Annotated in this window: 18 protein-coding genes; 12 read left to right on the forward strand and 6 right to left on the reverse strand. The window is 59.5% G+C overall.

Features of this window, described 5'->3' with window-relative positions; all coding sequences use genetic code 11:
- Positions 1 to 185: 185 nt before the first annotated feature.
- The 3 genes from ACYAR8_RS07680 to ACYAR8_RS07690 form a co-directional block, all read right to left on the reverse strand.
- Entirely contained in the window at positions 186 to 2996 is a 2811-nt protein-coding gene (locus ACYAR8_RS07680; protein WP_463579543.1) for an FAD-binding and (Fe-S)-binding domain-containing protein, read from the reverse strand.
- A 74-nt stretch (positions 2997 to 3070) separates the two neighbouring features.
- Positions 3071 to 4216, reverse strand: coding sequence for an FMN-dependent L-lactate dehydrogenase LldD (lldD, locus tag ACYAR8_RS07685; protein WP_074888426.1), 1146 nt, complete (start codon positions 4214 to 4216; stop codon positions 3071 to 3073).
- 68 nt (positions 4217 to 4284) lie between these two features.
- Positions 4285 to 5991, reverse strand: coding sequence for a lactate permease LctP family transporter (locus ACYAR8_RS07690; RefSeq protein ID WP_463579544.1), 1707 nt, complete (start codon positions 5989 to 5991; stop codon positions 4285 to 4287).
- A gap of 428 nt (positions 5992 to 6419) precedes the next feature.
- Here ACYAR8_RS07690 and ACYAR8_RS07695 point away from each other — a divergent pair, with 428 nt between their 5' ends.
- Positions 6420 to 7187 carry a GntR family transcriptional regulator gene (locus ACYAR8_RS07695; RefSeq protein WP_410935993.1) on the forward strand — a complete coding sequence of 256 codons (768 nt, stop codon included), beginning with the start codon at positions 6420 to 6422 and terminating at the stop codon, positions 7185 to 7187.
- Between the two features lie 121 nt (positions 7188 to 7308).
- On the opposite strand, the gene smpB is transcribed toward ACYAR8_RS07695, so the two are convergent.
- On the reverse strand, positions 7309 to 7791 hold the full coding sequence (smpB, locus tag ACYAR8_RS07700) for an SsrA-binding protein SmpB (protein WP_065987620.1): 483 nt from the start codon (positions 7789 to 7791) through the stop codon (positions 7309 to 7311).
- A 127-nt stretch (positions 7792 to 7918) separates the two neighbouring features.
- Between smpB and ACYAR8_RS07705 the strand changes: the two genes are divergently transcribed.
- From ACYAR8_RS07705 to ACYAR8_RS07715, 3 genes are read left to right on the forward strand one after another with little or no spacing between them, the layout of a single operon-like run.
- Positions 7919 to 9322, forward strand: coding sequence for a sodium-dependent transporter (locus ACYAR8_RS07705; RefSeq protein ID WP_074888707.1), 1404 nt, complete (start codon positions 7919 to 7921; stop codon positions 9320 to 9322).
- Between the two features lie 7 nt (positions 9323 to 9329).
- Entirely contained in the window at positions 9330 to 9764 is a 435-nt protein-coding gene (locus tag ACYAR8_RS07710) for a type II toxin-antitoxin system RatA family toxin (protein ID WP_074888440.1), read from the forward strand.
- Positions 9757 to 10077, forward strand: a complete 321-nt coding sequence (locus ACYAR8_RS07715; protein WP_463579545.1) for an RnfH family protein — start codon at positions 9757 to 9759, stop codon at positions 10075 to 10077. Before ACYAR8_RS07710 ends, ACYAR8_RS07715 begins: the two co-directional genes overlap by 8 nt.
- A gap of 87 nt (positions 10078 to 10164) precedes the next feature.
- Here ACYAR8_RS07715 and ACYAR8_RS07720 read toward each other — a convergent pair whose 3' ends face one another.
- Positions 10165 to 10689, reverse strand: a complete 525-nt coding sequence (locus ACYAR8_RS07720) for an outer membrane protein assembly factor BamE (protein WP_074888447.1) — start codon at positions 10687 to 10689, stop codon at positions 10165 to 10167.
- Between the two features lie 98 nt (positions 10690 to 10787).
- Here ACYAR8_RS07720 and fur point away from each other — a divergent pair, with 98 nt between their 5' ends.
- The gene (gene fur / locus ACYAR8_RS07725; protein ID WP_065987616.1) at positions 10788 to 11195 is read left to right on the forward strand and encodes a ferric iron uptake transcriptional regulator; all 408 of its coding nucleotides are present in this window, start codon (positions 10788 to 10790) and stop codon (positions 11193 to 11195) included.
- 110 nt (positions 11196 to 11305) lie between these two features.
- On the opposite strand, the gene recN is transcribed toward fur, so the two are convergent.
- Positions 11306 to 12979 carry a DNA repair protein RecN gene (recN, locus tag ACYAR8_RS07730; RefSeq protein ID WP_074888451.1) on the reverse strand — a complete coding sequence of 558 codons (1674 nt, stop codon included), beginning with the start codon at positions 12977 to 12979 and terminating at the stop codon, positions 11306 to 11308.
- Positions 12980 to 13256: 277 nt separating this feature from the next.
- On the opposite strand from recN, the gene grpE reads away from it, so the two are divergent.
- The 7 genes from grpE to greA all read left to right on the forward strand — a co-directional run bounded on the left by grpE (position 13257) and on the right by greA (position 23371).
- Positions 13257 to 13823, forward strand: coding sequence for a nucleotide exchange factor GrpE (grpE, locus tag ACYAR8_RS07735; protein WP_074888454.1), 567 nt, complete (start codon positions 13257 to 13259; stop codon positions 13821 to 13823).
- A gap of 102 nt (positions 13824 to 13925) precedes the next feature.
- On the forward strand, positions 13926 to 15845 hold the full coding sequence (gene dnaK / locus ACYAR8_RS07740) for a molecular chaperone DnaK (protein WP_074888458.1): 1920 nt from the start codon (positions 13926 to 13928) through the stop codon (positions 15843 to 15845).
- A 323-nt stretch (positions 15846 to 16168) separates the two neighbouring features.
- A complete protein-coding gene (dnaJ, locus tag ACYAR8_RS07745) occupies positions 16169 to 17299 on the forward strand; it encodes a molecular chaperone DnaJ (protein WP_463579546.1) in 1131 nt (376 codons plus the stop codon).
- A gap of 10 nt (positions 17300 to 17309) precedes the next feature.
- Positions 17310 to 18116: a 4-hydroxy-tetrahydrodipicolinate reductase gene (dapB, locus tag ACYAR8_RS07750; protein ID WP_108118909.1), complete on the forward strand. Its 807-nt coding sequence runs from the start codon at positions 17310 to 17312 to the stop codon at positions 18114 to 18116.
- Positions 18117 to 18417: 301 nt separating this feature from the next.
- Entirely contained in the window at positions 18418 to 19554 is a 1137-nt protein-coding gene (carA, locus tag ACYAR8_RS07755; RefSeq protein ID WP_463579547.1) for a glutamine-hydrolyzing carbamoyl-phosphate synthase small subunit, read from the forward strand.
- Between the two features lie 122 nt (positions 19555 to 19676).
- The gene (carB, locus tag ACYAR8_RS07760) at positions 19677 to 22898 is read left to right on the forward strand and encodes a carbamoyl-phosphate synthase large subunit (RefSeq protein ID WP_074888468.1); all 3222 of its coding nucleotides are present in this window, start codon (positions 19677 to 19679) and stop codon (positions 22896 to 22898) included.
- On the forward strand, positions 22895 to 23371 hold the full coding sequence (gene greA, locus ACYAR8_RS07765; RefSeq protein WP_037015137.1) for a transcription elongation factor GreA: 477 nt from the start codon (positions 22895 to 22897) through the stop codon (positions 23369 to 23371). The genes carB and greA overlap by 4 nt, the downstream gene beginning before the upstream one ends.
- The last annotated feature ends 173 nt before the right edge of the window (positions 23372 to 23544 follow it).

A 23544-nucleotide genomic window follows, 5' to 3' on the forward strand; every position in this document is an offset into this window, starting at 1 on the left:
CTCGGTGTCGCCGCTCAATTTGCCGGTGCCCGAGATAGAGGGAAAAGCGCCGAATGGTTTGCGGCGCCTAAAGAGATGGACTGCCGCCTGTCGCAGGGGTTCTATTTTTTTTCACGATGCTGCGAAAAAGCCACGTTGCCGGATGTTTCGAGATTATGGGGCGATCTACGCCCCATTTGTGTGCATCAAGAGATTCTGGGTTTAGTCACTCGATCCACGAGATAGACGAGCCCGTGGTAGTCGATACCGCCATGTTGCGCGAGCCCGATCTCGCACGTCCGGCTGGTCGAAATGCCTTCATCACAGAATTGAACAGCGTCTTTTAACGAGCGCAGCGCATGGGCATTCAGCTCCGGTGTGGTGAAGCCTTTGTCTCCCGCGAATCCGCAGCAATGAATGCCTTCGGGCACGACCACATTCACGCTGCACATTCGCGCAAGGTCGATCAGCGCCTGGCTCTCGCCCAAGTGTTGCGTGCTGCAAGTGACGTGGACAGCGATGGGTGCCTGCTGCGGGGTGAACACCAGCTTGTCCAGCAGATGCGTGCGGATGAAGCGTACCGGGTCGTACAGGTCGAGCCGGCTTTCCTTGAGGTCTTGGACCAAACGCAGGGTGCAGGGACTGGTGTCGCAGTAGATCAGATCGATCCCGCCGCGACTGGCCTTGATCAGCGCAGCGAGCATCTGCTGGCGCTTCTCTTCTGCCTGCTCGGCGTAGCCCTTGGAGGCGAAAGGCTGGCCGCAGCACAGACTGTTCTGGTCTTCCGGGAACACCACTTGATACCCGGCTTTCTCCAGCAGCCCTCGGGTCTTGTCCATCAGCGACATCTGCTCGCGGTCACCCGCAGCAGGCCCCATGACGCGGGACACACAGGCGGCCAGGTAGACCACTCGCGGGCGCGAATCTTCAATCGGCGGCGTGAAGCGAATAGCGTTCTCGGGCTGTGGCATTGCCGGCGTCCACTGAGGCACGCGGCCCGAAGACGCTCTGCTCAACGCGCTGGAAACGTTCGCCAGCCTCGGTGCGCCGAGCAGCATGCGCGCGCCATTGGCGGCATGCAGCGTAAATCGCGCCCCCCTCAACGCTGTCGCGAAGTGCTGGCTGATCCAGCTGGCAGCCTTGCCGTGTTGCGCTTGTTCCCCGCGAAGCTTTTTCACCAGCTCGCCGGTATTGATGCCGACCGGGCAACGTTGAGCGCAGAGTCCGGTGGCTGCACAGGTATCGATGCCCTGGTATTGATAGTCACGCTCGAGCTGAGTCGTGTCGGCGCCCGCGCGTTTTTTCGCCTGGATGTCCCGCCACATGACGATGCGCTGGCGTGGACTCAGGGTCAGCCCTTTTGACGGACACACCGGCTCGCAAAAGCCGCACTCGATGCATTTGTCGATGATCGCATCGGCAGCGGGCATGGGTTTGAGGTGCTTGAGGTGCACCTGCGGATCTTCACTGAGCACGACGTCCGGATTGAGAACGCCGGCGGGATCGAGCAGACGTTTGAGTTGCCACATCAGCGCGTACGCCTCGCTGCCCCATTCAAGCTCCACGAACGGCGCCATGTTGCGGCCGGTGCCGTGTTCGGCTTTCAGTGAGCCGTTGAACTCCACGGTCACCAGTTGAGTGACGTCATCCATGAACGCGGAATAACGCGCGATCTCCTGCGGATCGTTAAAGCCCTGGGTGAAGACAAAGTGCAGGTTGCCCTCCAGTGCGTGGCCGAACAGGATCGCCTCGTCGTAGCGGTGCTTTTCGAACAGTTCGATCAATCGCCGAACGCCGATGGCCAGTTGCTCGACGGGAAAGGTCACGTCCTCGATGATCACCGTCGTGCCGGTCTCACGCACTGCGCCGACGGCAGGGAAGGTGTCTTTGCGAATGGCCCAGAGCCGTGCGTTCTCGGTCGCGTCTTCGGTGAAATCGACCTGCTTCTCGACCGGGAAATGCGCGATGGACGCCATGATCTGCGCCAGTTGTTCGTGCAGTAACGGTCGTGTCGCGGCGCGGGCCTCGATCAACAGGGCGCAAGCGCCTTCCGATAGCTCACGAACGAATGCCGGCATGCCTGGCTTGTTCTGCACCGAGCGCAGGCTGCGCCGATCAAGCAGTTCGACAGCAGCGACCGGCTGGGTTTTCAAAACCGTCACGGCGTTGCAGCAGGTTTCGATGTCGGGAAAGACAATCAGCGCCGTTGCCTTGTTCGGGTGATCGGGCACCGTGTCGTACGTCACCGCGCTGATGAAGCCCAGCGTGCCCTCTGACCCCACCAGCAGGTGACTGAGGATGTCGAGCGGCTCGTCGAAATCTACCAAAGCGTTCAGCGACAGGCCGCAAGTATTCTTCAGACGATACTTGTGGCGAATCTTCGCGGCGAGGTCGGTATTGGCGCGGGTCTCACGACCCAACTGCGCGAGGCGCTCAAGCAGCTCGGCATGGCTGAGGCGAAACGCAGCGACGCTGGCGCCGTCTTCCGTGTCCAGGCGGGCGCCGTCGGCGAGCACCAGCCGAATGCCAGCAAGGGTGTGGTAGGTGTTTTGGGCCGTGCCGCAGCACATGCCGCTGGAATTGTTGGCGACGATGCCGCCGATTTTGGCGGCGTGCATGGAGGCCGGGTCCGGACCTATCTTGCGCCCGAATGGCGCGAGCCACACATTGGCCTGCGCGCCGATAACGCCCGGTTGCAAACGGATCTGCGCACCTTGCCCGCGTATTTCACGACCGTTCCAGTTGTCGCCTAGCACGATCAATACCGAGTCGCTGATGGCTTGCCCCGAGAGGCTGGTGCCCGCCGCGCGGAAGGTCACAGGGACTTTATCCGCCTGCGCCAGTTTGAGCAGCGTCACGACTTCGTCTTCTGATTCGACGCGGATGACCAGTTTGGGGATCAGTCGGTAAAAACTGGCGTCGGTGCCGAAGGCCAGGGTCGAGAGTGGGTCGTCGAAGCGTCTTCCGGCAGGAATGAGGCTGTTCACACCGGCCAGAAACGCGGCGGGCAAGGTCATGCGGTCTTCCTCGTGGGTGCATCTCGGTGGCGGCTGCGGCCTCTGTCGGGCCGCATGCGGGGAATCAGCGCGGGTCAGGCGCCCAGTTCGCGAACCAGCGAATCGCGGGTGATCTCGCTGATCGACTTGGCGCCGGTCAGAACCATCGCCACGCGCATTTCTTTCTCGAACAGATCCAGCAGGTTTTTCACGCCGGCCTCGCCGTGGGTGGCCAAGGCGTAGATGAACGCGCGGCCGATCAGCACGGTGTCGGCACCGAGGGCAATCATGCGCACCACATCCAGGCCGCTGCGAATACCGGAGTCGGCGAGAATCTTCAGATCGCCTTTCACGGCGTCGGCAATGGCGGGCAGCGCACGGGCGCTGGACAGCACGCCGTCGAGCTGGCGGCCGCCATGGTTGGACACGACGATGCCGTCGGCGCCGAATTTCACCGCATCCCGGGCGTCGTCCGGGTCGAGGATGCCCTTGATGATCATCGGGCCGTCCCAGGAATCGCGAATCCATTCCAGGTCTTTCCATGAAATCGACGGATCAAAGTTATTGCCCAGCCAGGCGATGTAATCGGTAAGTCCGGTAGGGTTGCCGCGATAGGCCGACACGTTGCCCAAGTCGTGGGGACGGCCGTTGATGCCTACATCCCACGCCCATTGCGGGTGAGTCATGGCTTGCAAGACCCGGCGCATCGGTCCGCTTTTGCCGCTCATGCCAGAGTGCGCATCTCGGTAACGAGCGCCGGGGACGGGCATATCGACGGTGAACACCAGTGTTTTCACGCCGGCGGCTTTGGCTCGCTCCAGCGCATTACGCATGAAGCCGCGGTCTTTCAGCACGTAAAGCTGAAACCACATGGGCCGCTTGATCGCCGGGGCGACCTCTTCAATCGGGCACAACGAAACCGTCGACAGCGTGAACGGAATGCCCTTGGCGTCTGCGGCGCGTGCGGCCTGCACTTCACCTCGGCGGGCGTACATGCCGCAGAGACCGACCGGTGCCAGTGCCATCGGCATGCTCAGGGTTTCACCGAACAGCGTCGTCTCAAGACTCAGCTCGGACATGTTCTTCAGGATGCGCTGGCGCAGCGCAATGTCGGCCAGGTCGGAGACGTTGTGGCGCAGGGTGTGCTCGGCGTAGGCGCCACCGTCAGCGTAGTGAAACAGGAAGGGCGGGAGCTTGCGCTGGGCGGCGGCTCGGTAGTCGGTGGAGGCAGAAATGATCATGGGATCTCGCAGATGAGTGAGCGGGGCCACAGCCGGGCGCGCAAGAAGCACACCCGGCGCTCGTCTGATTAATGAACCAGCATGCCGGTGAACCAGTACGCCTGGGCGTAGGTGATGCAGCCAACGATCGTGGCAAAGAAAATGCTGTGCTTGAGGGTGAAGCGGAACAGGTCGGATTCTTTACCTACCAGCCCGGTCGCCGCGCAGGCCACCGCGATCGATTGCGGGGAGATCATCTTGCCGGTCACACCGCCGCTGGAATTCGCCGCCACCATAAGCACGTCACTGACGCCCAGTTGGTGTGCAGTGGTGGCCTGCAACGAGCCGAACAGCGCGTTCGAGGAAGTGTCGGAGCCCGTCAGGAACACGCCCAGCCAGCCGAGGAACGGCGAGAAGAACGGGAACGCGCTGCCTGTCCCGGCGAGGACCAAGGCCAGCGTCGAGGACATCCCGGAGTAGTTCATGACGAAGGCGAAGGCCAACACCATGCCGATGGACACGATGGCCCAGCGCAGTTCGATCAGCGTTTCTTTGAAGGTGGTCAGCCCGGTTTTGGCGCTGATGCGCAGTACGATCATCGCCAGAATGGCCGAGATCAAAATCGCGCTGCCCGATGCAGCGAGCAGGTCAAACTTGTACACAGCCGGCATGGCGGTTGGATTGGCGACAATCGGCGCCACCTTCATGACCAGTTGATCCAGGTGCGGCACCGGGAAGTTCATGGTCAGCGCTTGCAGCGGGCCGCCGGCAGCGAACAGCGCCTTGAACGGCTTCAGCGTCCAGATCGTCACGACGACGGTCAGGATAAGGAAGGGCGACCACGCCTTGATGATGGTGCCCGCCGAGTAAGGCGATTTCTTGGTGGTGCGCGGCTGGCCAAAGCCGCCTGCATTACCTGCGCCGCCTCCCATCACCGCAGCACCGCCTGACGCACCGACGATTTGCGCGTCGGCTGAGCGAGCGGGCTGCCAGACTTTCAGGAAGAAGGTAAGGGCCACGAGGCTGACCAGCGCCGAGGTAATGTCAGGCAGTTCCGGGCCAATGAAGTTGGAGGTCAGAAATTGCACGACGGCGAAGCTGCCGCCCGCGACCAGCGCCGCTGGCCACGTCTCCTTGACGCCTTTCACGCCGTCCATCATGAACATCAGCCAGAACGGCACGAACACCGACAACAGCGGCAATTGGCGACCGGCCATGGCGCCGATCTTGAACGGGTCGAGGCCGGACACCTGACCGGCTACGATGATCGGGATGCCCAATGCGCCAAACGCCACCGGTGCGGTGTTGGCGATCAGGCAGAGGCCAGCGGCGTACAGCGGGTTCAATCCCAGGCCAACGAGCAAGGCAGCGGTGATCGCCACCGGTGCGCCGAAGCCTGCTGCTCCTTCCAGAAACGCGCCGAAGCAGAAACCGATCAGCAAGACCTGCAGGCGCTGGTCGTCCGTGATCGACATGACCGAGCTGCGAATGATCTCGAACTGGCCGCTTTTCACCGTCAGTTTGTAGAGAAACACGGCCGCGATGATGATCCACGCGATGGGCCACAAGCCGTAGAGGAACCCGTAACCGGCGGACGCGACGGCCATGTCGGCGGGCATATGGAACGCGAAGATCGCGATCAGTATGGCGAGCAGAAGCGTGATGGCGCCTGCGACGTGGCCCTTGAGCCGGAATATCGCGAGCGCCAGAAAGAAGAAAATAATCGGAATGACAGCCACCAGCGCCGAAAGGCCCAGGCCGCCAAGAGGTGTGTAGAGCTGTTGCCAGGTTTGCATGTATGAGGCCCCTAATTGTTTTTGGTTAGGCCCGGTGTCCATGTCTTACGTGCGCGGCTCCTGCAGGTGACAACTGCTTGTCTGTCTTCCTGTCGGCGCTGACGAACGAGTCGCACAGCTCACCAGCTCAAGCGTTCCGCCGTCGGGAAGTGCCTGCAGCGTGGGACAGTGATAAGCCGTCCATCGCCGGCATTGTAAATTGGTAATACCAATTTACAATGTCTTGGAGCTAGGTTAGAAGCCTTGCTGACGGTGTGTCAATTTATGACGCGTAAACTTTCGTAGCAGCTCGCCTGGATTTCGCCCGCTTTTCGCCTGAGAGGGCGATTTCTCCTACAGCTGCCGGGTGAATGTCTGATCGTGATCGGCGAGAATATGCGCCCCGCAGCTACGTCAGACGGGGCAGCCGGGTTGTGGAGTGAAGGGTTATGGGCTTTGATCAGGTGCGTCAGCGCCGCTTGTCCGACGACATTGTCGAACAGCTGGAAAGGATGATTCTGGAGGGCACGTTGCGCTCCGGCGGTCGTCTTCCGGCTGAGCGAGCGCTGGCCGAACAGTTTGGTGTGTCGCGCCCCTCGCTGCGCGAAGCCATCCAAAAACTGACGGCCAAAGGGCTATTGGTCAGCCGTCAGGGAGGCGGCAACTACGTCGTCGACAGCATCGGGTCGACGTTCAGCGATCCGCTGCTTCATCTTCTGGAAAGCAGTCCTGAAGCCCAGCGCGACTTGCTTGAATTTCGCCACACCCTTGAAGCCTCATGCGCCTACTACGCGGCGATACGTGCGACGGATGTTGATCGGCTGCAGCTGCGCGAAGCCTTCGATGCGTTGCAGGATTGCTACAGCCGTGCAGAGGAGGTGAGCCGCGCGGAGGAGGGCGCGGCGGACGCCAATTTCCACCTCGCCATCGCCGAAGCCAGCCATAACGCCGTGTTGCTGCATACGATTCGCGGTCTGTTCGATCTGCTGCGGCGCAGTGTCGTCACCAACATTGGCGGCATGTACAAACAGCGCGCAGAAACCCGCGACATGCTGATTGATCAGCATCGTGAGTTGTACCTGGCGATTATCGAAGGGCGGGCGGACGACGCTCGAGAAGTGTCGAGCCGTCACTTGCTGTACGTGCAGGAAGTGCTGGAGGAAGTGCGCCAGCAAGTGCAGCGGACTGCCCGGGCTGAGCGGCGCAGCCGGATTTGAAGAGGTGATGTTGCGCACGATGGGGAGAGTGCCGCTGATAACCAGCCGGCGCTGCTGAACGTGCATTTTACCGGGCCTCAGCCGAGACCCGGTCTTGCCGAAACAGGCGGGAGAGTCTGAATCAGTCTTCCTTACCCTTGTTCCGCACTGCGCGTTGCAGCTCGCGATTGGAATCGCGTTCGCGCTCGGTGTCGCGCTTGTCGTATTCCTTCTTGCCTTTGCCCAGAGCAATCTCGCACTTGATCAAGTGCTGCTTCCAGTAAAGGGCAAGGGCCACGCAGGCATAGCCTTTCTGCTGAACAGACGACGTCAGCTTTTCCAGCTCGCGCTTGTTGAGCAACAGTTTACGGGTGCGTGTCGGATCAGCGATGACGTGGGTACTGGCTGTCGTCAGTGGCGAGATATGGCTACCCATCAGCCAGGCCTCACCGTCTTTGAGCAGCACGTAACTGTCAACCAGCTGCACCTTGTTGGCACGCAGGCTTTTTACTTCCCAGCCAGCCAGGACCAGACCGGCCTCGAACTTGTGTTCGATGAAGTAATCGTGACGCGCCTTTTTATTTTGCGCGATGGTCCCTGTGGGATGTTTCTTGAGCTTAGCCATAGGTGACGCATTATAGGGATCAACGGGCTTCTCGGCTATGGGCTCGCACGCTGAAGCTGTGTGCTTGAGCGCGTGGAGTGAATCCCGGACAATGCGCGATCTTTTTTGCGTGTTGGACGTGTCAACGATGTCGACGGACAAGGTTTCGGTTCACGGGAGTTGGGCCAGTCGCTGGGTGTTCATCCTTGCTGCCACCGGCTCTGCCGTGGGGTTGGGCAGCATCTGGAAATTCCCTTACATGGTCGGCGTCTACGGCGGCGGTGCATTTGTGCTGGTGTTTCTGGCGTGCATCGCGCTAATCGGGATTCCGGTGATGATCGCCGAAACGCTCATCGGCCGTCGCGCACGGCAGAGCCCGGCCAACGCGCTGCGATCGCTGGCACTGGCGGCCGGACATTCGTCGAAGTGGTCGTGGGGCGCTTTTGCCGGCATGGTGACCGCGCTGCTGATTCTCTCTTTCTATAGCGTCGTGGGTGGCTGGTCGCTCGAGTACATCATTGATGTCGGCAAAGGCGATTTCAAAGGCGTGACGCCTGACGGTGTCGGTGCCTATTTTGGCGAGATGATCGCTGATCCGTGGCGCCTGGTGGGCTGGCATACGCTGTTCATGCTGCTGTCGGCGATTACCATCGCCAAGGGCGTCAACGCCGGCCTTGAGCGCAGCCTGCGCATCCTGATGCCCTTGCTGTTCGTACTCATCGTCATTCTGTTGGGCTACAGCCTGACCACCGGGCACTTCATGGAAGGCGTGCATTTCATGTTCGACTTCACACCGGAGAAGCTGCTCGATGGCCTGCTCCCTGCCATGGGCCACGCGTTCTTCTCGCTCAGTGTGGGCGTCGGTTCGATCATGATCTACGGCGCGTACATGACCAAAGAAGCATCGATCAGCGCGACGGTGGTGGGCGTGGCATTGCTCGATACCTTCGTGTCGCTGCTGGCGGGCCTTGCATTGTTTCCGATTGTGTTCGCGGCGGGTCTGAACCCCAGCGAAGGGCCAGGGCTGATGTTCGTTACGTTGCCGTATGCATTTGGTAACGTCGCCTTCGGTACCGTCATGGGCGTGGTGTTCTTTATCCTTGTCGCGGTCGCGGCCTGGAGTTCGGCCATTTCTTTGCTCGAACCCATGGTCGCGTATCTGGTCGAGCGGACAAAGGTTCGCCGCGGCTGGGTGACTTTCTGGCTATCGTTCATCTGCTGGTTCGTCGGTCTTGGGACGGTCTTCTCGTTCAACATCTGGAAGCAGGCCAAATTTTTCGTGAACGAAGGCGCAGGCTTCCATCTCTATCAGTGGGGAGCGTCGTCGGGGCTGGATTTCTTTGGCGTGATCGATTTCTTCACCTCGCGGATCATGCTGCCGCTGGGTGGATTGTGTTTTGTGGTATTCGCAGGTTGGGTGATGGGACGCGGTGCGGTACGCGACGAATTGTCGGTACGCAGCCCGGTTCTGTTCGCTTTAACGTTCTCTTTGATGCGCTATGTGGCGCCGATCGGCATCTTGATTGTCTTTGCCGCTCAGCTTTGGAAATGACGCTGACATGACTACGCATATTCAACGTTCCGCCCTTTTGCCATATCCCGCCCAGGCGCTTTATGACCTGGTCAACGACGTGAGTCGCTACTCCGAATTTCTGCCGTGGTGTTCCGCCGGCACCGTGCTGGAGCAGAGTGATACCTCAATGCGTGCGCGTGTCGAGATCGCCAAAGGTGGCCTGAGCCAGCACTTCGTTACGCGTAATACGCTGACGCCGGGACAGGTCATCGAGATGAACCTGGAGGAGGGGCCTTTCAGCCAGTTGCACGGCGTCTGGACCTTCAAGGCCCTGAACGAAAAGGCCTGCAAGATCAGCCTGGACCTTTCGTTCGACTACAGCGGCTCGATCGTCCGCGCAACCTTGGGGCCGCTATTTAATCAGGCGGCCAACACCTTGGTTGATGCTTTCTGTCAGCGAGCCAAAGAGCTGCATGGCTGAGCCGATGATTCGCGTCGAGGTGGTCTATGCCACCGTCGACCGTCAGGAGTTGCTCGCGCTGGACTTGCCCGTCGGAACATCGGTACGCGCCGGGGCTCTTGCATCGGGGATGGCCGAGCGCTTCCCTGAGCTGGATCTCGCACAGTGCCCGTTGGGCATCTTCGGCACGCTCGTCGGCAACCCCGATCAGCGCGCGCTGGAAGCCGGAGACAGGGTCGAGATTTATCGCCCGTTGCTGGCTGATCCGAAAGAGGTACGTCGTCTGCGTGCTTTAAAAGCGGCGAATGCCAGCAAGGCGCAAAAACCGATTTAATTTTCTCATCGGGTCGATTGAGAGACGTAAAAAAGCCCGGGGTTTCCGGGCTTTTTTATACGGCTGATTCCAGAAGGGAACGAAGGATCAGCGCGGGTTTGTGTCCAGTGGCTCCTGAGAAGGCACGGGCACGGTCTCGACTTTGTCGACGTCGTTCTGAATCTGCTCAAGCAACGAGCCAGGCTTCGGTGGCTCTTCCTTCGGCGGCTGCGTCCCTTGATTTTCGGGGGTGACAGTTGTGTCGCTGCTCTTGCCGAGGATGGCCTCGTCGCGGCTGACACCCGGCTTGAAGTCACCGGACAAGCTTGCCAACTGGTCGTTGCCATTGAAGATCAGGCTGACGCGCTCCTGCTGGCGTTCGCCACCACCAGGCTGCAGGCTGTACAGATAGTCCCAGCGCTCAGGGTGGAAGGTGTCGGTCAACAAGGGGTTGCCCATGATAAACCTTACTTGCCGACGGGTCATTCCCGGGCGTAACTGGTCTATCATGTCCTGCGTGACGACATTGCCCTGTTGGATGTCGATTTTATAAACCCCGGGGAATGAACAACCGGCGAGTGCGAGCAGTCCCACGAAGGTGAAACTGGTTAGCAAGAGCTTGGTGTTTTGCATCGGTGGGCGACTTCCACTATCTTGGCTGGGACAACGTAAACCCCGATCATACCTGCATTAAGAGAAGCTGCGAAGCAGCGTCTGCGAGAAAGCTGACCATGGTTGAAAATAGCGAACTACGCAAAGCCGGACTTAAAGTGACCCTGCCGCGGGTCAAGATCCTTCAAATGCTCGATTCTGCCCAGCAGCGTCACATGAGCGCGGAGGATGTCTACAAGGCGCTGATGGAGGCCAACGAAGACGTCGGTCTGGCAACGGTTTACCGAGTTCTGACTCAGTTTGAAGCAGCCGGATTGGTGGTTCGCCACAATTTCGACGGCGGCCATGCGGTGTTCGAACTGGCTGACGGAGGCCACCACGACCATATGGTTAACGTCGAATCCGGCGAGGTCATCGAGTTCTTCGACGAAGAAATCGAAAAACTGCAAAAAGCCATTGTGAGCAAGCACGGCTTCGAGCTGGTTGATCACAATCTAGTGCTCTACGTACGCAAGCAAAAGGTGTAAGCCTCTTGTGAAGTACGACAAAGGCGACCCGCAGGTCGCCTTTGTTGTTTCTGCATTTGTCGGTCGAATGCTGCCAGAAAGGCGACGCCCAGATCAGGTGGTGATGGGCCTCACGATTTGGAGGTGACCACCATCTTCTTGGCGTGCGCGAGCGACTCTTTGGTCAGATCGATCCCTCCCAGCATGCGCGCCACTTCTTCCACTCGCTCGTTCTTGCTCAGCTTGGACACCGCCGTGCGGGTCACATCCGCCTCACGAACCTTGTGCACGAAGAGGTGTTGATGCCCCTGGGCAGCGACTTGCGGCAAGTGAGTGACGGTCATGACCTGGCCGCGTTCGCCCAGGCGGCGCAGCAGTTGGCCAACGATTTCAGCCGTAGGGCCGCCGATACCCACGTCCACTTCGTCAAACACCAGCGTCGGAACTCGAGAGGTTTGTGCGGTGATCACCTGGATCGCCAGGCTGATCCGCGACAATTCCCCGCCCGATGCCACTTTCGCCAGCGCCTTAAGCGGCTGACCCGGGTTGGCGCTGACCAGCAGTTCAACCTGCTCCAGCCCGTTGGGTGACAGCTCTTTGTCTACATTCTCGCGCAGCTCGATATTGAAGCGGCCGCCCGGCATGCCCAGCCGCTGAATTTCGTGCTCGACCTTGTGGGCCAGCTCCGGCGCAGCACGGTGACGCAAGTCGCTCAGCTCGCGCGCCTTCTCTTGATAGTGCCGCGCGTAGGAACCTACCTCGTGTTCCAGTCTCTCGATCGCTTCATCGTTGGCGTTGAGGGTCTCGATCTCGTCGAGCAATTTCTGATGCAGCGCCGCGACTTCTGTCGGCTGCACGCGGTGTTTGCGTGCCAGCGTATAGATGGTGTCGAGGCGCTCTTCGATTTGCTGCAGGCGGGCGGGATCCGCTTCAAAACGATCGAGGAAGCGATTGATCTCGCCGACGGCCTCTTCGACCTGAATCTGCGCACTGGAAAGCAGGTTGGTTGCTTCATTGAGTGCATCGGGCGTGTTGTTCACGCTGCTGAGTCGGTTGAGGCTGGCGGTCAGTGCGTTGAGCGCATTGCCGGAATCGCTTTCACTGCACAGCTCGACGACTTGCCGGCAGATCCCCAGCAGGCTTTCGGCATTGGTCAGCGTGGTGTGTTCCTGTTCCAGGCGCTCGAGCTCGTTTTCGCCAAGGCTCAAGCTTTCCAGTTCTTCAAGCTGGTAGCTCAGCAACTGATGCTTGGCCCGCTGCTCGTCGCCTGAATTGGAAAGACGTTCAAGCTCCTGACGCGTCTGCCGCCAGCGCTGAGAGGCCAGTTGCACCTGGCGGGCGAGGTCAGTGGCGCCCGCGTATTCGTCCAGCAGTCGCCGATGGGTATCGGTCTTGAGCAGCGACTGGTGCTCGTGCTGGCTGTGAATGTCGATGACCAGCTCGCCAAGTGCTTTCAGGTCGCCCTGAGGGCATGGTGTCCCATTGATATAGGCGCGTGAGCGGCCTTCGGCAGTGATGACACGCCGCAGAATGCAGGGGCCGTCTGTTTCGAGGTCTCGCTCTTTGAGCCAGGCGCTTGCTTCAGGGATATCCGACACGTCGAAGGTTGCCAGAATGTCTGCCTTGTCGGCACCTGGCCTCACCACGCCACTGTCGGCGCGATCGCCCAGCGTCAGGCCGAGCGCGTCGAGCATGATCGACTTGCCGGCCCCGGTTTCCCCGGTGATCACGCTCATGCCGCGATCGAGTTCGAGATCGAGATGTTCAACGATGGCGTAGTTATGTATGGACAGGTGGACCAGCATCAGAGCGGCTCCCAAACAATTTGTCTGGTTATTTATACAGTGTTTTGCTTTGGGCTGACAATGCCCGGCCTTAGCTCGATTTAAAAGGTCATCGCCAATTTTTAGCATCAATTCTGCATTTCGCCACCGCCCATGGCCGCTGAACTCATGTCGGAACATTTGTAGGGTTATTCAGCCGATCCTGCACCCAAACCCCTTGAACCCGAAAATTACGACCCCATATAGCCGGGCAGAGGCGTGAGTTGAGCTCACGGATGTAATTAGAAGGAGAGAGTTTATGGCTGACGAACAGAACCCGGACATGCAGGCCCAGGATCAGGCTGCCGACGCGGCGACTTCTCAAGATGATCTGGCAACGCGTGTGCAAGTGCTTGAAGAACAGCTGAAGGCGGCGCAGGACCAGTCTCTGCGTGTGGCTGCGGATCTGCAGAACGTCCGCCGACGTGCCGAGCAAGACGTCGAGAAAGCGCACAAGTTTGCGCTTGAGAAGTTTGCCAGCGATCTGCTGCCAATCGTCGACAGCCTTGAGCGTGGTCTGGACCTGTCGAACTCGGATGACGAGAGCATCCGGCCGATGCGTGAAGGTATCGAACTGACGCTGAAAATGTTCTACGACACGCTCAAGCGTTACAACCTTGAAGCCATCGACCCTCATGGCCAGCCGTTCAATGCCGAGCACCATCAGGCAATGGCGATGCAGGAGAGCGCCGACGTGGAGCCGAACAGCGTGCTCAAGGTGTTCCAGAAGGGCTATCAGCTCAATGGTCGTCTGCTTCGCCCGGCCATGGTCGTGGTCAGCAAGGCGCCATCGCCTGTTTCGCCGTCTATTGACGAGCAGGCTTGAAATTAGCTGAGTGGCCCCCATTTACAGGCCAAGCGTTTAAGAATTACCGCAATTTGTAAATGCAGTTGCGGCAACCAAATTTAAGTTTCGGGAGATTCAAAAATGGGCAAGATTATCGGTATCGACCTGGGGACCACCAACTCCTGCGTCTCGGTTCTGGAAAACGGTAAGGCCAAGGTTATCGAGAACGCCGAAGGCGCTCGTACCACCCCTTCGATCATTGCGTACGCCAATGATGGCGAGATCCTCGTGGGTCAATCGGCCAAGCGTCAGGCAGTCACCAACCCGCACAACACCCTGTACGCGGTGAAGCGTCTGATCGGTCGCAAGTTCGACGAAGAAGTCGTGCAGAAAGACATCAAGATGGTGCCTTACAAAATCGCCAAGGCTGACAACGGCGACGCATGGGTTGAAGTCAACGACAAGAAAATGTCTCCTCCTCAGATTTCGGCTGAAATCCTGAAGAAGATGAAGAAAACCGCCGAAGATTACCTCGGCGAGACGGTGACTGAAGCGGTCATCACTGTTCCTGCCTACTTCAACGACAGTCAGCGTCAGGCCACCAAAGACGCCGGTCGTATTGCCGGTCTGGACGTGAAACGCATCATCAACGAACCGACCGCAGCTGCATTGGCTTACGGTATGGACAAAGCGAAGGGCGATCACACTGTCATCGTCTATGACTTGGGTGGCGGTACGTTCGACGTCTCCGTCATTGAAATCGCTGAAGTCGATGGCGAGCACCAGTTTGAAGTGTTGGCCACCAACGGCGACACCTTCCTCGGCGGTGAAGACTTCGACATCCGCCTGATTGATTACCTGGTCGACGAATTCAAGAAAGAATCCGGCATGAACCTGAAAGGTGATCCGCTGGCGATGCAGCGTCTGAAAGAAGCTGCCGAGAAAGCGAAGATCGAGCTGTCTTCGAGCAATTCGACCGACGTGAATCTGCCTTACATCACAGCAGATGCCACCGGTCCCAAGCACTTGAACGTGAAGATCTCGCGCGCCAAGCTGGAATCGCTGGTTGAAGACCTGGTTCAACGCACCATCGAGCCTTGCCGCATTGCGCTGAAAGACTCCGGTATCGACATCGGCGCGATCAACGACGTGATCCTGGTCGGCGGTCAGACCCGCATGCCACTGGTTCAGCAGAAGGTGACCGAGTTCTTCGGTAAAGAAGCGCGCAAAGACGTCAACCCTGACGAAGCCGTGGCCATGGGTGCTGCCATTCAGGGTGCGGTACTGGCCGGCGACGTGAAAGACGTTCTGCTGCTGGACGTCAGCCCGCTGACCCTGGGTATCGAAACCATGGGCGGCGTGATGACTGCGCTGATCGAGAAAAACACCACGATTCCTACCAAGAAATCGCAAGTGTTCTCGACTGCCGATGACAACCAGGGCGCTGTGACCATTCACGTGCTGCAGGGTGAGCGTAAGCAAGCCGCTCAGAACAAGTCTTTGGGCAAGTTCGACCTGGCCGAGATTCCACCAGCGCCACGCGGTGTACCTCAGATCGAAGTGACCTTCGACATCGATGCCAATGGCATTCTGCACGTCGGCGCGAAAGACAAGGCGACTGGCAAGACTCAGTCGATCGTGATCAAGGCCAACTCCGGTCTGTCGGATGAAGAAATCCAGCAGATGATTCGCGACGCTGAAGCGAACTCGGACGAAGACCGCAAGTTCGAAGAGCTGGCCTCTGCCCGAAACCAGGGCGATGCGCTGGTTCACTCGACTCGCAAAATGATCTCGGACGCTGGCGATAAAGTCACCGCCGAAGAGAAGACCGCTATCGAGGCCGCACTGGTTGCACTTGAAGCCGCTGTGAAAGGCGACGACAAAGCTGCCATCGACGCCAAAATCGAAGAGCTGTCGAAAGTCTCCGCGCCGGTCGCTCAGAAGATGTACGCCGAGCAAGCCGAAAAACCTGAAGGCGGTGCTCAGCCGGCTCAGGAAGAAAGCAAGCCGGCGGACGATGTTGTCGACGCCGAGTTCGAAGAAGTGAAAGACCACAAGTAAGCGCAGGCTCACTTGATCGCTGGTTGACCGCTTTCCAGTGGTCGCTGGTAGGATGTCGCCGCGCGGGAGCTTGCTCCCGCGTTGGCGTGTCTGGAACACCCAAAATTTTCGAGCTTGCGAAGCTGATTCGCGAGCTTTGTGGCAAAGCCGGATGCTCCTGCACTCCGGCTTGTTCAGCCGCTTTTCTCGGTCGATCGAAGGCCGTTGAACCAAGACCAGGATCGTTTAATTGACGTGAGTTGGGTCCGGGCCTGAAAGGGGCTCAACGAGTTCGGCAGGCTCAGGAGGGTCATGCCGGACGTCCTCAAGAGTGCGGAAAATTTATGTCAAAGCGTGATTATTACGAAGTATTGGGAGTGGAGCGTGGCTCCAGCGAAGCGGACCTGAAAAAGGCGTATCGCCGTCTCGCAATGAAATTTCACCCTGACCGCAACCCGGGTGACAAGGCTTCGGAAGACGCCTTCAAAGAAGCCAACGAAGCGTACGAAGTACTATCCGATGCCAGCAAGCGCGCGGCCTATGACCAATACGGTCATGCCGGTGTCGATCAAGGCATGGGTGGTGGCGGTTTCGGCGGCGGTGGCGCCAACTTCTCCGACATCTTCGGTGATGTCTTCAACGACTTCTTCGGCGGCGGTCGCGCAGGCGGCGGTGGTCGTGGCGGTGCCCAGCGTGGCAGCGACCTTCGCTATACCCTCGAATTGAATCTTGAAGAGGCAGTGCGCGGCACGACCGTCAGCATCCGTGTGCCGACTCTGGTCAACTGCAAGCCGTGCGACGGCAGCGGCGCCAAAAAGGGCTCGTCCCCGGTCACCTGCCCGACATGCGGCGGCATTGGCCAGGTGCGCATGCAGCAGGGCTTCTTCTCTGTACAGCAGACCTGTCCGCGTTGCCACGGCAACGGCAAGATCATCTCCGATCCATGCGACTCCTGCCATGGCGAAGGTCGTGTCGAAGAGTCCAAGACGCTGTCGGTCAAGGTGCCGCCAGGCGTCGATACCGGCGACCGTATTCGTCTGTCGGGCGAAGGCGAAGCGGGGACCCAGGGCGGCCCAGCCGGCGACCTGTATGTCGTGATCAATGTGCGTGAACACGCGATCTTCCAGCGCGACGGCAAGCATCTGTATTGCGAAGTGCCGATCAGCTTCACCGACGCTGCACTGGGCGGCGAACTGGAAGTGCCGACGCTGGACGGTCGAGTCAAGTTGAAGATCCCGGAAGGTACGCAAACCGGTAAGCAGTTCCGTCTGCGCGGCAAGGGCGTTGCCCCTGTGCGTGGTGGCGGCGCCGGCGACCTGATGTGCCGTGTGGCAGTAGAGACTCCGGTCAACCTGGGCCGTCGTCAGCGCGAACTGCTCGAAGAGCTCCGTGCATCCCTTGACGGCGACAGCTCTCATTCGCCCAAGGCCAGCGGCTGGTTCGAAGGCGTGAAGCGCTTCTTCGGCGATCTCTGAGGAGCAGGGCATGCGACGCATTGCTGTGATGGGCGCCGCCGGGCGTATGGGCAAGAACCTGATTGAGGCGGTGCAGGATCGCGCTCCGCTCACCGGACTGACAGCAGCAATCGTGCGGCCCGGTAGCACGATGATCGGTGCCGACGCCGGCGAGCTCGCATCGCTGGGCCGCATCGGTGTTCAGTTGACCGGTAATCTGGAGCAGGTCGCCGACGAGTTCGACGTGCTGATCGACTTCACATTGCCGGACGTCATGCTGAAAAACCTGGCGTTTTGCCGCAAGGCGGGCAAGGCGATGGTCATTGGTACTACCGGTTTGAGCGTCGAACAAAAGCGCTTGCTGGTGGAGGCGAGCCGGGATATCCCTGTTGTCTTCGCGTCCAATTTCAGTGTGGGTGTGAACCTGTCGTTCAAGCTGCTGGATCTGGCGGCGCGAGTGATGGGTGAAGACGCGGACATCGAAATCATCGAAGCTCACCACCGCAATAAGGTCGACGCGCCGTCGGGTACGGCGGTCAGCATGGGTGAGGTCGTTGCCAATGCCCTGGGGCGTGATTTGAGTAAGGTCGCCGTCTATGGTCGTGAGGGCTACACGGGTGTTCGTGAGCGCGAGACGATCGGCTTCGCCACAGTCCGTGGCGGTGACGTCGTAGGTGATCACACTGTGCTGTTCGCCGCTGAGGGTGAGCGTCTGGAAATTACGCACAAGGCGTCGAGTCGCATGACCTTCGCCAAGGGCGCAGTGCGTGCCGCGCTGTGGCTCGATGGCAAGGCGCCGGGGCTTTACGACATGCAGGACGTACTCGATCTGCGCTAGGCCCAGCGGCGCTCGAGTCGTGTCAGGTAACAATGCGGGCAGGAGAGGGGCTTTCCCTGTATCCTGCCGGCAGTTTCACGCTATTGCACACCCGCTACGCGATGTCCCGTCGCACTCCCCAGCCCTCAGGGCAATTTTAGCGGTGGATTAAAAAGACCTCTTTCTGTAAGCTACAGCTTTAGTGTGTCCACTAAAAGCGCGCAGATAATTCTATGAAAAAAGCGGGGTGACGTGTCTATACGTCATTCCGCTTTTTTACAACCTGCGATCGCCCTTTCAGGCTTTATTACGGGAGGTCTTCTTGACTAAGCCAGCCATACTCGCCCTTGCTGATGGCAGCATTTTTCGCGGCGAAGCCATTGGTGCCGACGGTCAAACCGTTGGTGAAGTGGTGTTCAACACCGCAATGACCGGCTATCAGGAAATTCTTACCGATCCTTCCTATGCCCAGCAAATCGTCACCCTGACTTACCCGCACATCGGCAACACCGGCACCACGCCGGAAGATGCCGAGTCTGACCGCGTCTGGGCGGCGGGTCTGGTGATTCGCGACCTGCCACTGGTTGCGAGCAACTGGCGTAACAAGATGCCGCTGGCCGAGTATCTGAAGGCCAATAAAACCGTTGCGATCGCAGGTATCGACACGCGCCGTTTGACGCGCATCCTTCGCGAGAAGGGCGCTCAAAACGGCTGCATCATGGCTGGCGACAACATTTCCGAAGAAGCAGCCATCGCGGCAGCGCGAGGTTTCCCGGGCCTCAAAGGCATGGACCTCGCCAAGGAGGTCAGCACCAAAGACGCCTACGAATGGCGCTCCACGGTCTGGAACCTGCAGTCCGACAGCAGTCCCGAAGTTGCCGCAGCCGACTTGAAGTACCACGTGGTCGCCTGGGACTACGGCGTCAAGCTGAATATCCTGCGCATGCTGGTTGAGCGTGGTTGCCGTGTGACGGTCGTACCGGCGCAGACCCCGGCCAGTGAAGTGCTTGCGCTCAAGCCGGACGGCATCTTCCTGTCCAACGGCCCTGGTGATCCGGAGCCTTGCGACTACGCCATTCAGGCGATCAAGGACGTGCTGGAGACTGACATTCCAGTCTTTGGTATCTGCTTGGGTCACCAGTTGTTGGCGCTCGCGTCCGGCGCTCGGACCATCAAGATGGATCTGGGCCACCATGGTGCCAACCACCCTGTTCAGGACCTGGACACCGGCGTGGTCATGATCACCAGCCAGAACCACGGTTTTGCGGTGGACGAAGCGACTTTGCCGAGCAACGTTCGCGCGATTCACAAGTCGCTGTTCGATGGCAGCTTGCAAGGCATCGAGCGCACCGACAAGGACGCGTTCAGCTTCCAGGGTCACCCTGAGGCGAGCCCGGGACCGACCGACGTCGCGCCGCTGTTCGATCGTTTCATCACAGCGATGGACAAGCGCCGCTAAGGCTGCTTTGCGACTGTAGCGAGCAGGTGGCCGCGGCGGACCGGACAAGGTCCGATAGCCCGCCCGGCACCTGAGATGTTCAAGACGGCTTGCCGACTGACACAGGATTCGAGTGACAACCCATGCCAAAACGTACAGACATTAAAAGCATCCTGATTCTTGGCGCTGGCCCGATCGTGATCGGCCAGGCCTGCGAATTCGACTACTCCGGCGCCCAGGCCTGCAAGGCCCTGCGCGAAGAGGGTTACCGCGTCATTCTGGTCAACTCGAACCCGGCCACCATCATGACCGACCCGGCCATGGCGGATGCGACCTACATCGAGCCGATCAAATGGGCGACCGTCGCCAAGATCATCGAAAAGGAACGCCCTGACGCGCTGCTGCCAACCATGGGCGGCCAGACCGCACTGAACTGCGCGCTGGATCTGGAGCGCGAAGGCGTTCTGGAGAAGTTCGGCGTTGAAATGATCGGTGCCAACGCCGACACCATCGACAAAGCTGAAGACCGCTCGCGTTTCGACAAGGCCATGAAGTCCATCGGCCTTGCGTGCCCGCGTTCCGGTATCGCCCATAGCATGGAAGAGGCCAATGTGGTCCTCGAAAAGCTGGGCTTCCCGTGCATCATTCGTCCGTCCTTCACCATGGGCGGCACCGGTGGCGGCATCGCGTACAACCGTGAAGAGTTCGAAGAAATCTGCGCCCGCGGTCTCGACCTGTCGCCGACCAAAGAGCTGCTGATCGACGAGTCGCTGATCGGCTGGAAAGAATACGAAATGGAAGTTGTCCGCGACAAAAAGGACAACTGCATCATCGTCTGCTCCATCGAAAACTTCGACCCGATGGGCGTGCACACCGGCGACTCCATCACGGTCGCGCCGGCACAGACGCTCACCGACAAGGAATACCAGATCCTGCGGAACGCGTCGCTGGCGGTCCTGCGTGAGATCGGCGTAGAAACAGGCGGCTCGAACGTTCAGTTCGGTATCTGCCCGGACACCGGCCGCATGGTCGTGATCGAGATGAACCCACGTGTCTCGCGCTCTTCTGCGCTGGCTTCCAAGGCTACCGGCTTCCCGATCGCGCGAGTGGCAGCCAAGCTGGCTGTCGGCTACACGCTGGACGAGTTGCAGAACGAAATCACCGGCGGCAAAACCCCGGCGTCGTTCGAGCCATCGATCGACTACGTCGTCACCAAGCTGCCACGCTTTGCGTTCGAGAAGTTCGCCAAAGCTGACGCGCGTCTTACCACTCAAATGAAGTCGGTCGGCGAAGTCATGGCCATCGGCCGGACTTTCCAGGAATCCCTGCAGAAAGCCCTGCGCGGCCTTGAAGTAGGTGTCAGCGGTCTCGATCCGAAGCTGGACCTGAGCAATCCGGAAAGCATGAGCATTCTCAAGCGTGAGCTGACGGTTCCGGGTGCCGAGCGCATCTGGTATGTCGCCGACGCTTTCCGTGCCGGCATGACGGTTGAACAGATTTTCGGCATGAACATGATCGACCCCTGGTTCCTGGTGCAGATCGAAGATCTGATCAAGGACGAAGAGAAGGTCAAAACTCTCGGCCTGTCGGCGATTGACCGCGACCTGATGTATCGCCTGAAGCGCAAGGGCTTCTCCGATGCACGCCTGGCCAAGCTGCTGGGTGTGACCGAGAAAAACCTGCGCACGCACCGTCACAAGCTGGACGTGCTGCCCGTCTACAAGCGCGTCGATACCTGCGCCGCCGAGTTCGCCACCGACACCGCGTACATGTACTCCACATACGAGGAAGAGTGCGAAGCCAACCCGACGAATCGCGACAAGATCATGATTCTGGGTGGTGGTCCGAACCGTATTGGCCAGGGCATCGAGTTCGACTACTGCTGCGTGCACGCTGCGCTGGCGCTGCGTGAGGACGGGTACGAGACCATCATGGTCAACTGCAACCCGGAAACCGTATCGACCGACTACGACACCTCTGACCGTCTGTACTTCGAGCCAGTGACCCTGGAAGACGTGCTGGAAATCGTCCGCGTCGAGAAGCCGAAAGGCGTGATCGTTCAGTACGGCGGCCAGACTCCGTTGAAGCTGGCGCGCGCACTGGAAGCCGCAGGCGTGCCGATCATCGGTACCAGCCCGGACGCCATTGACCGTGCAGAAGACCGCGAGCGCTTCCAGCAAATGGTCGAGCGACTGAACCTGCGTCAGCCGCCAAACGCTACCGTGCGCAGCGAAGACGAAGCCATTCGCGCTGCGGCGAAGATCGGTTATCCGCTGGTGGTTCGTCCGTCCTATGTGTTGGGCGGCCGTGCGATGGAGATCGTCTACGAAGAAGAAGAGCTCAAGCGCTACCTGCGTGAAGCGGTGCAAGTGTCCAACGACAGCCCGGTGCTGCTTGACCACTTCCTGAACTGCGCCATCGAAATGGACGTTGATGCGGTCTGCGACGGCACCGACGTGGTGATCGGCGCAATCATGCAGCACATCGAGCAGGCCGGCGTTCACTCCGGTGACTCGGCATGCTCGCTGCCACCGTATTCGCTGCCGGCGCATATCCAGGACGAAATGCGTGATCAGGTCAAGAAAATGGCCCTGGAGCTCGGCGTTGTCGGCCTGATGAACGTACAGCTGGCATTGCAGGGCGAGGACATCTACGTCATCGAAGTCAACCCGCGCGCATCCCGTACCGTACCGTTCGTGTCGAAATGCATCGGTGTCTCGCTGGCGATGATCGCCGCTCGCGTCATGGCTGGCAAAACCCTGAAAGAACTCGGCTTCACCAAAGAGATCATCCCTAACTTCTATAGCGTGAAAGAGGCGGTGTTCCCATTCGCCAAATTCCCCGGTGTGGACCCGATCCTCGGCCCAGAGATGAAGTCGACCGGTGAAGTCATGGGTGTCGGTGACACCTTCGGCGAAGCCTTCGCGAAAGCCCAGATGGGCGCCAGTGAAGTGTTACCGACTGGCGGCACGGCATTCATCAGTGTGCGTGACGACGACAAGCCGCTGGTGGCAGGTGTAGCACGCAGTTTGATCGAACTGGGCTTCGACATCGTTGCAACTGCAGGCACCGCACGCCTGATCGAAGAGGCCGGGCTGAAAGTCCGCCGCGTCAACAAGGTGACCGAGGGCCGTCCACACGTGGTCGACATGATCAAGAATGACGAAGTCACGCTGATCATCAACACGACCGAAGGGCGCCAGTCGATCGCGGATTCCTACTCCATTCGCCGCAATGCCCTGCAGCACAAGATCTACTGCACCACGACCATCGCTGCAGGCGAGGCCATCTGTGAAGCACTGAAGTTCGGTCCTGAAAAAACCGTGCGTCGCTTGCAGGATCTACATGCAGGACTGAAAGCATGATCAAGTATCCAATGACCGTTCAGGGCGCTCGCGCCCTGGAAGAGGAACACGCTCATCTGACCAAGGTAGTTCGTCCCAAGCTCAGCCAGGACATCGGGACTGCGCGTGAGCTGGGCGATCTCAAAGAAAACGCCGAATACCATGCCGCCCGCGAACAGCAGGGCATGGTTGAAGCGCGCATCCGCGACATCGAAGGCCGAATTCAGAATCAGGTGATCATTGACGTCACTACGATCCCTCACACTGGCAAAGTGATCTTCGGCACGACTGTCGAAATTGCCAACGTGGAGACGGACGATCGCGTCACCTACCACATCGTGGGTGAGGACGAAGCCGACTTTAAGCTGGGCAAGATTTCGGTGGGTTCGCCGCTTGCTCGCGCGTTGATTGGCAAGGAAGAGGGCGATGTCGTTGCTGTGAAAACACCGAGTGGTGTTATCGAGTACGAAATCGTGGAAGTGCGTCACGTTTGATGATCGACACCCGCATTGCGCGGGTGTTGATTCAGCCAGCGGGTTCGATGGTCAGCGACTGACCCTCCGAGCCGGCGGTCGCAGCTCTGGTATAGCTGGGGTCTGACCGGGTCGGCGCTCATCTTTGCAGGCGAGCACCGAATCGAAAGGCCAGCGATGTTTGGTCGCTGACC

It is taken from the genome of Pseudomonas sp. HP_01 (assembly GCF_055284355.1).

Excerpts from the sequence above, each read along its gene's own strand:
- ACYAR8_RS07715 (WP_463579545.1), top strand. The coding sequence starts at position 9,757 with ATGGCTGAGCCGATGATTCGCGTCGAGGTGGTCTATGCCACCGTCGAC.
- ACYAR8_RS07695 (WP_410935993.1), top strand. The coding sequence starts at position 6,420 with ATGGGCTTTGATCAGGTGCGTCAGCGCCGCTTGTCCGACGACATTGTC.
- ACYAR8_RS07705 (WP_074888707.1), top strand. The coding sequence starts at position 7,919 with ATGTCGACGGACAAGGTTTCGGTTCACGGGAGTTGGGCCAGTCGCTGG.
- dnaJ (WP_463579546.1), top strand. The coding sequence starts at position 16,169 with ATGTCAAAGCGTGATTATTACGAAGTATTGGGAGTGGAGCGTGGCTCC.
- greA (WP_037015137.1), top strand. The coding sequence starts at position 22,895 with ATGATCAAGTATCCAATGACCGTTCAGGGCGCTCGCGCCCTGGAAGAG.
- ACYAR8_RS07720 (WP_074888447.1), bottom strand. The coding sequence starts at position 10,689 with ATGCAAAACACCAAGCTCTTGCTAACCAGTTTCACCTTCGTGGGACTG.
- carB (WP_074888468.1), top strand. The coding sequence starts at position 19,677 with ATGCCAAAACGTACAGACATTAAAAGCATCCTGATTCTTGGCGCTGGC.
- dnaK (WP_074888458.1), top strand. The coding sequence starts at position 13,926 with ATGGGCAAGATTATCGGTATCGACCTGGGGACCACCAACTCCTGCGTC.
- dapB (WP_108118909.1), top strand. The coding sequence starts at position 17,310 with ATGCGACGCATTGCTGTGATGGGCGCCGCCGGGCGTATGGGCAAGAAC.
- smpB (WP_065987620.1), bottom strand. The coding sequence starts at position 7,791 with ATGGCTAAGCTCAAGAAACATCCCACAGGGACCATCGCGCAAAATAAA.
- fur (WP_065987616.1), top strand. The coding sequence starts at position 10,788 with ATGGTTGAAAATAGCGAACTACGCAAAGCCGGACTTAAAGTGACCCTG.
- ACYAR8_RS07690 (WP_463579544.1), bottom strand. The coding sequence starts at position 5,991 with ATGCAAACCTGGCAACAGCTCTACACACCTCTTGGCGGCCTGGGCCTT.
- lldD (WP_074888426.1), bottom strand. The coding sequence starts at position 4,216 with ATGATCATTTCTGCCTCCACCGACTACCGAGCCGCCGCCCAGCGCAAG.
- ACYAR8_RS07710 (WP_074888440.1), top strand. The coding sequence starts at position 9,330 with ATGACTACGCATATTCAACGTTCCGCCCTTTTGCCATATCCCGCCCAG.
- ACYAR8_RS07680 (WP_463579543.1), bottom strand. The coding sequence starts at position 2,996 with ATGACCTTGCCCGCCGCGTTTCTGGCCGGTGTGAACAGCCTCATTCCT.
- recN (WP_074888451.1), bottom strand. The coding sequence starts at position 12,979 with ATGCTGGTCCACCTGTCCATACATAACTACGCCATCGTTGAACATCTC.
- grpE (WP_074888454.1), top strand. The coding sequence starts at position 13,257 with ATGGCTGACGAACAGAACCCGGACATGCAGGCCCAGGATCAGGCTGCC.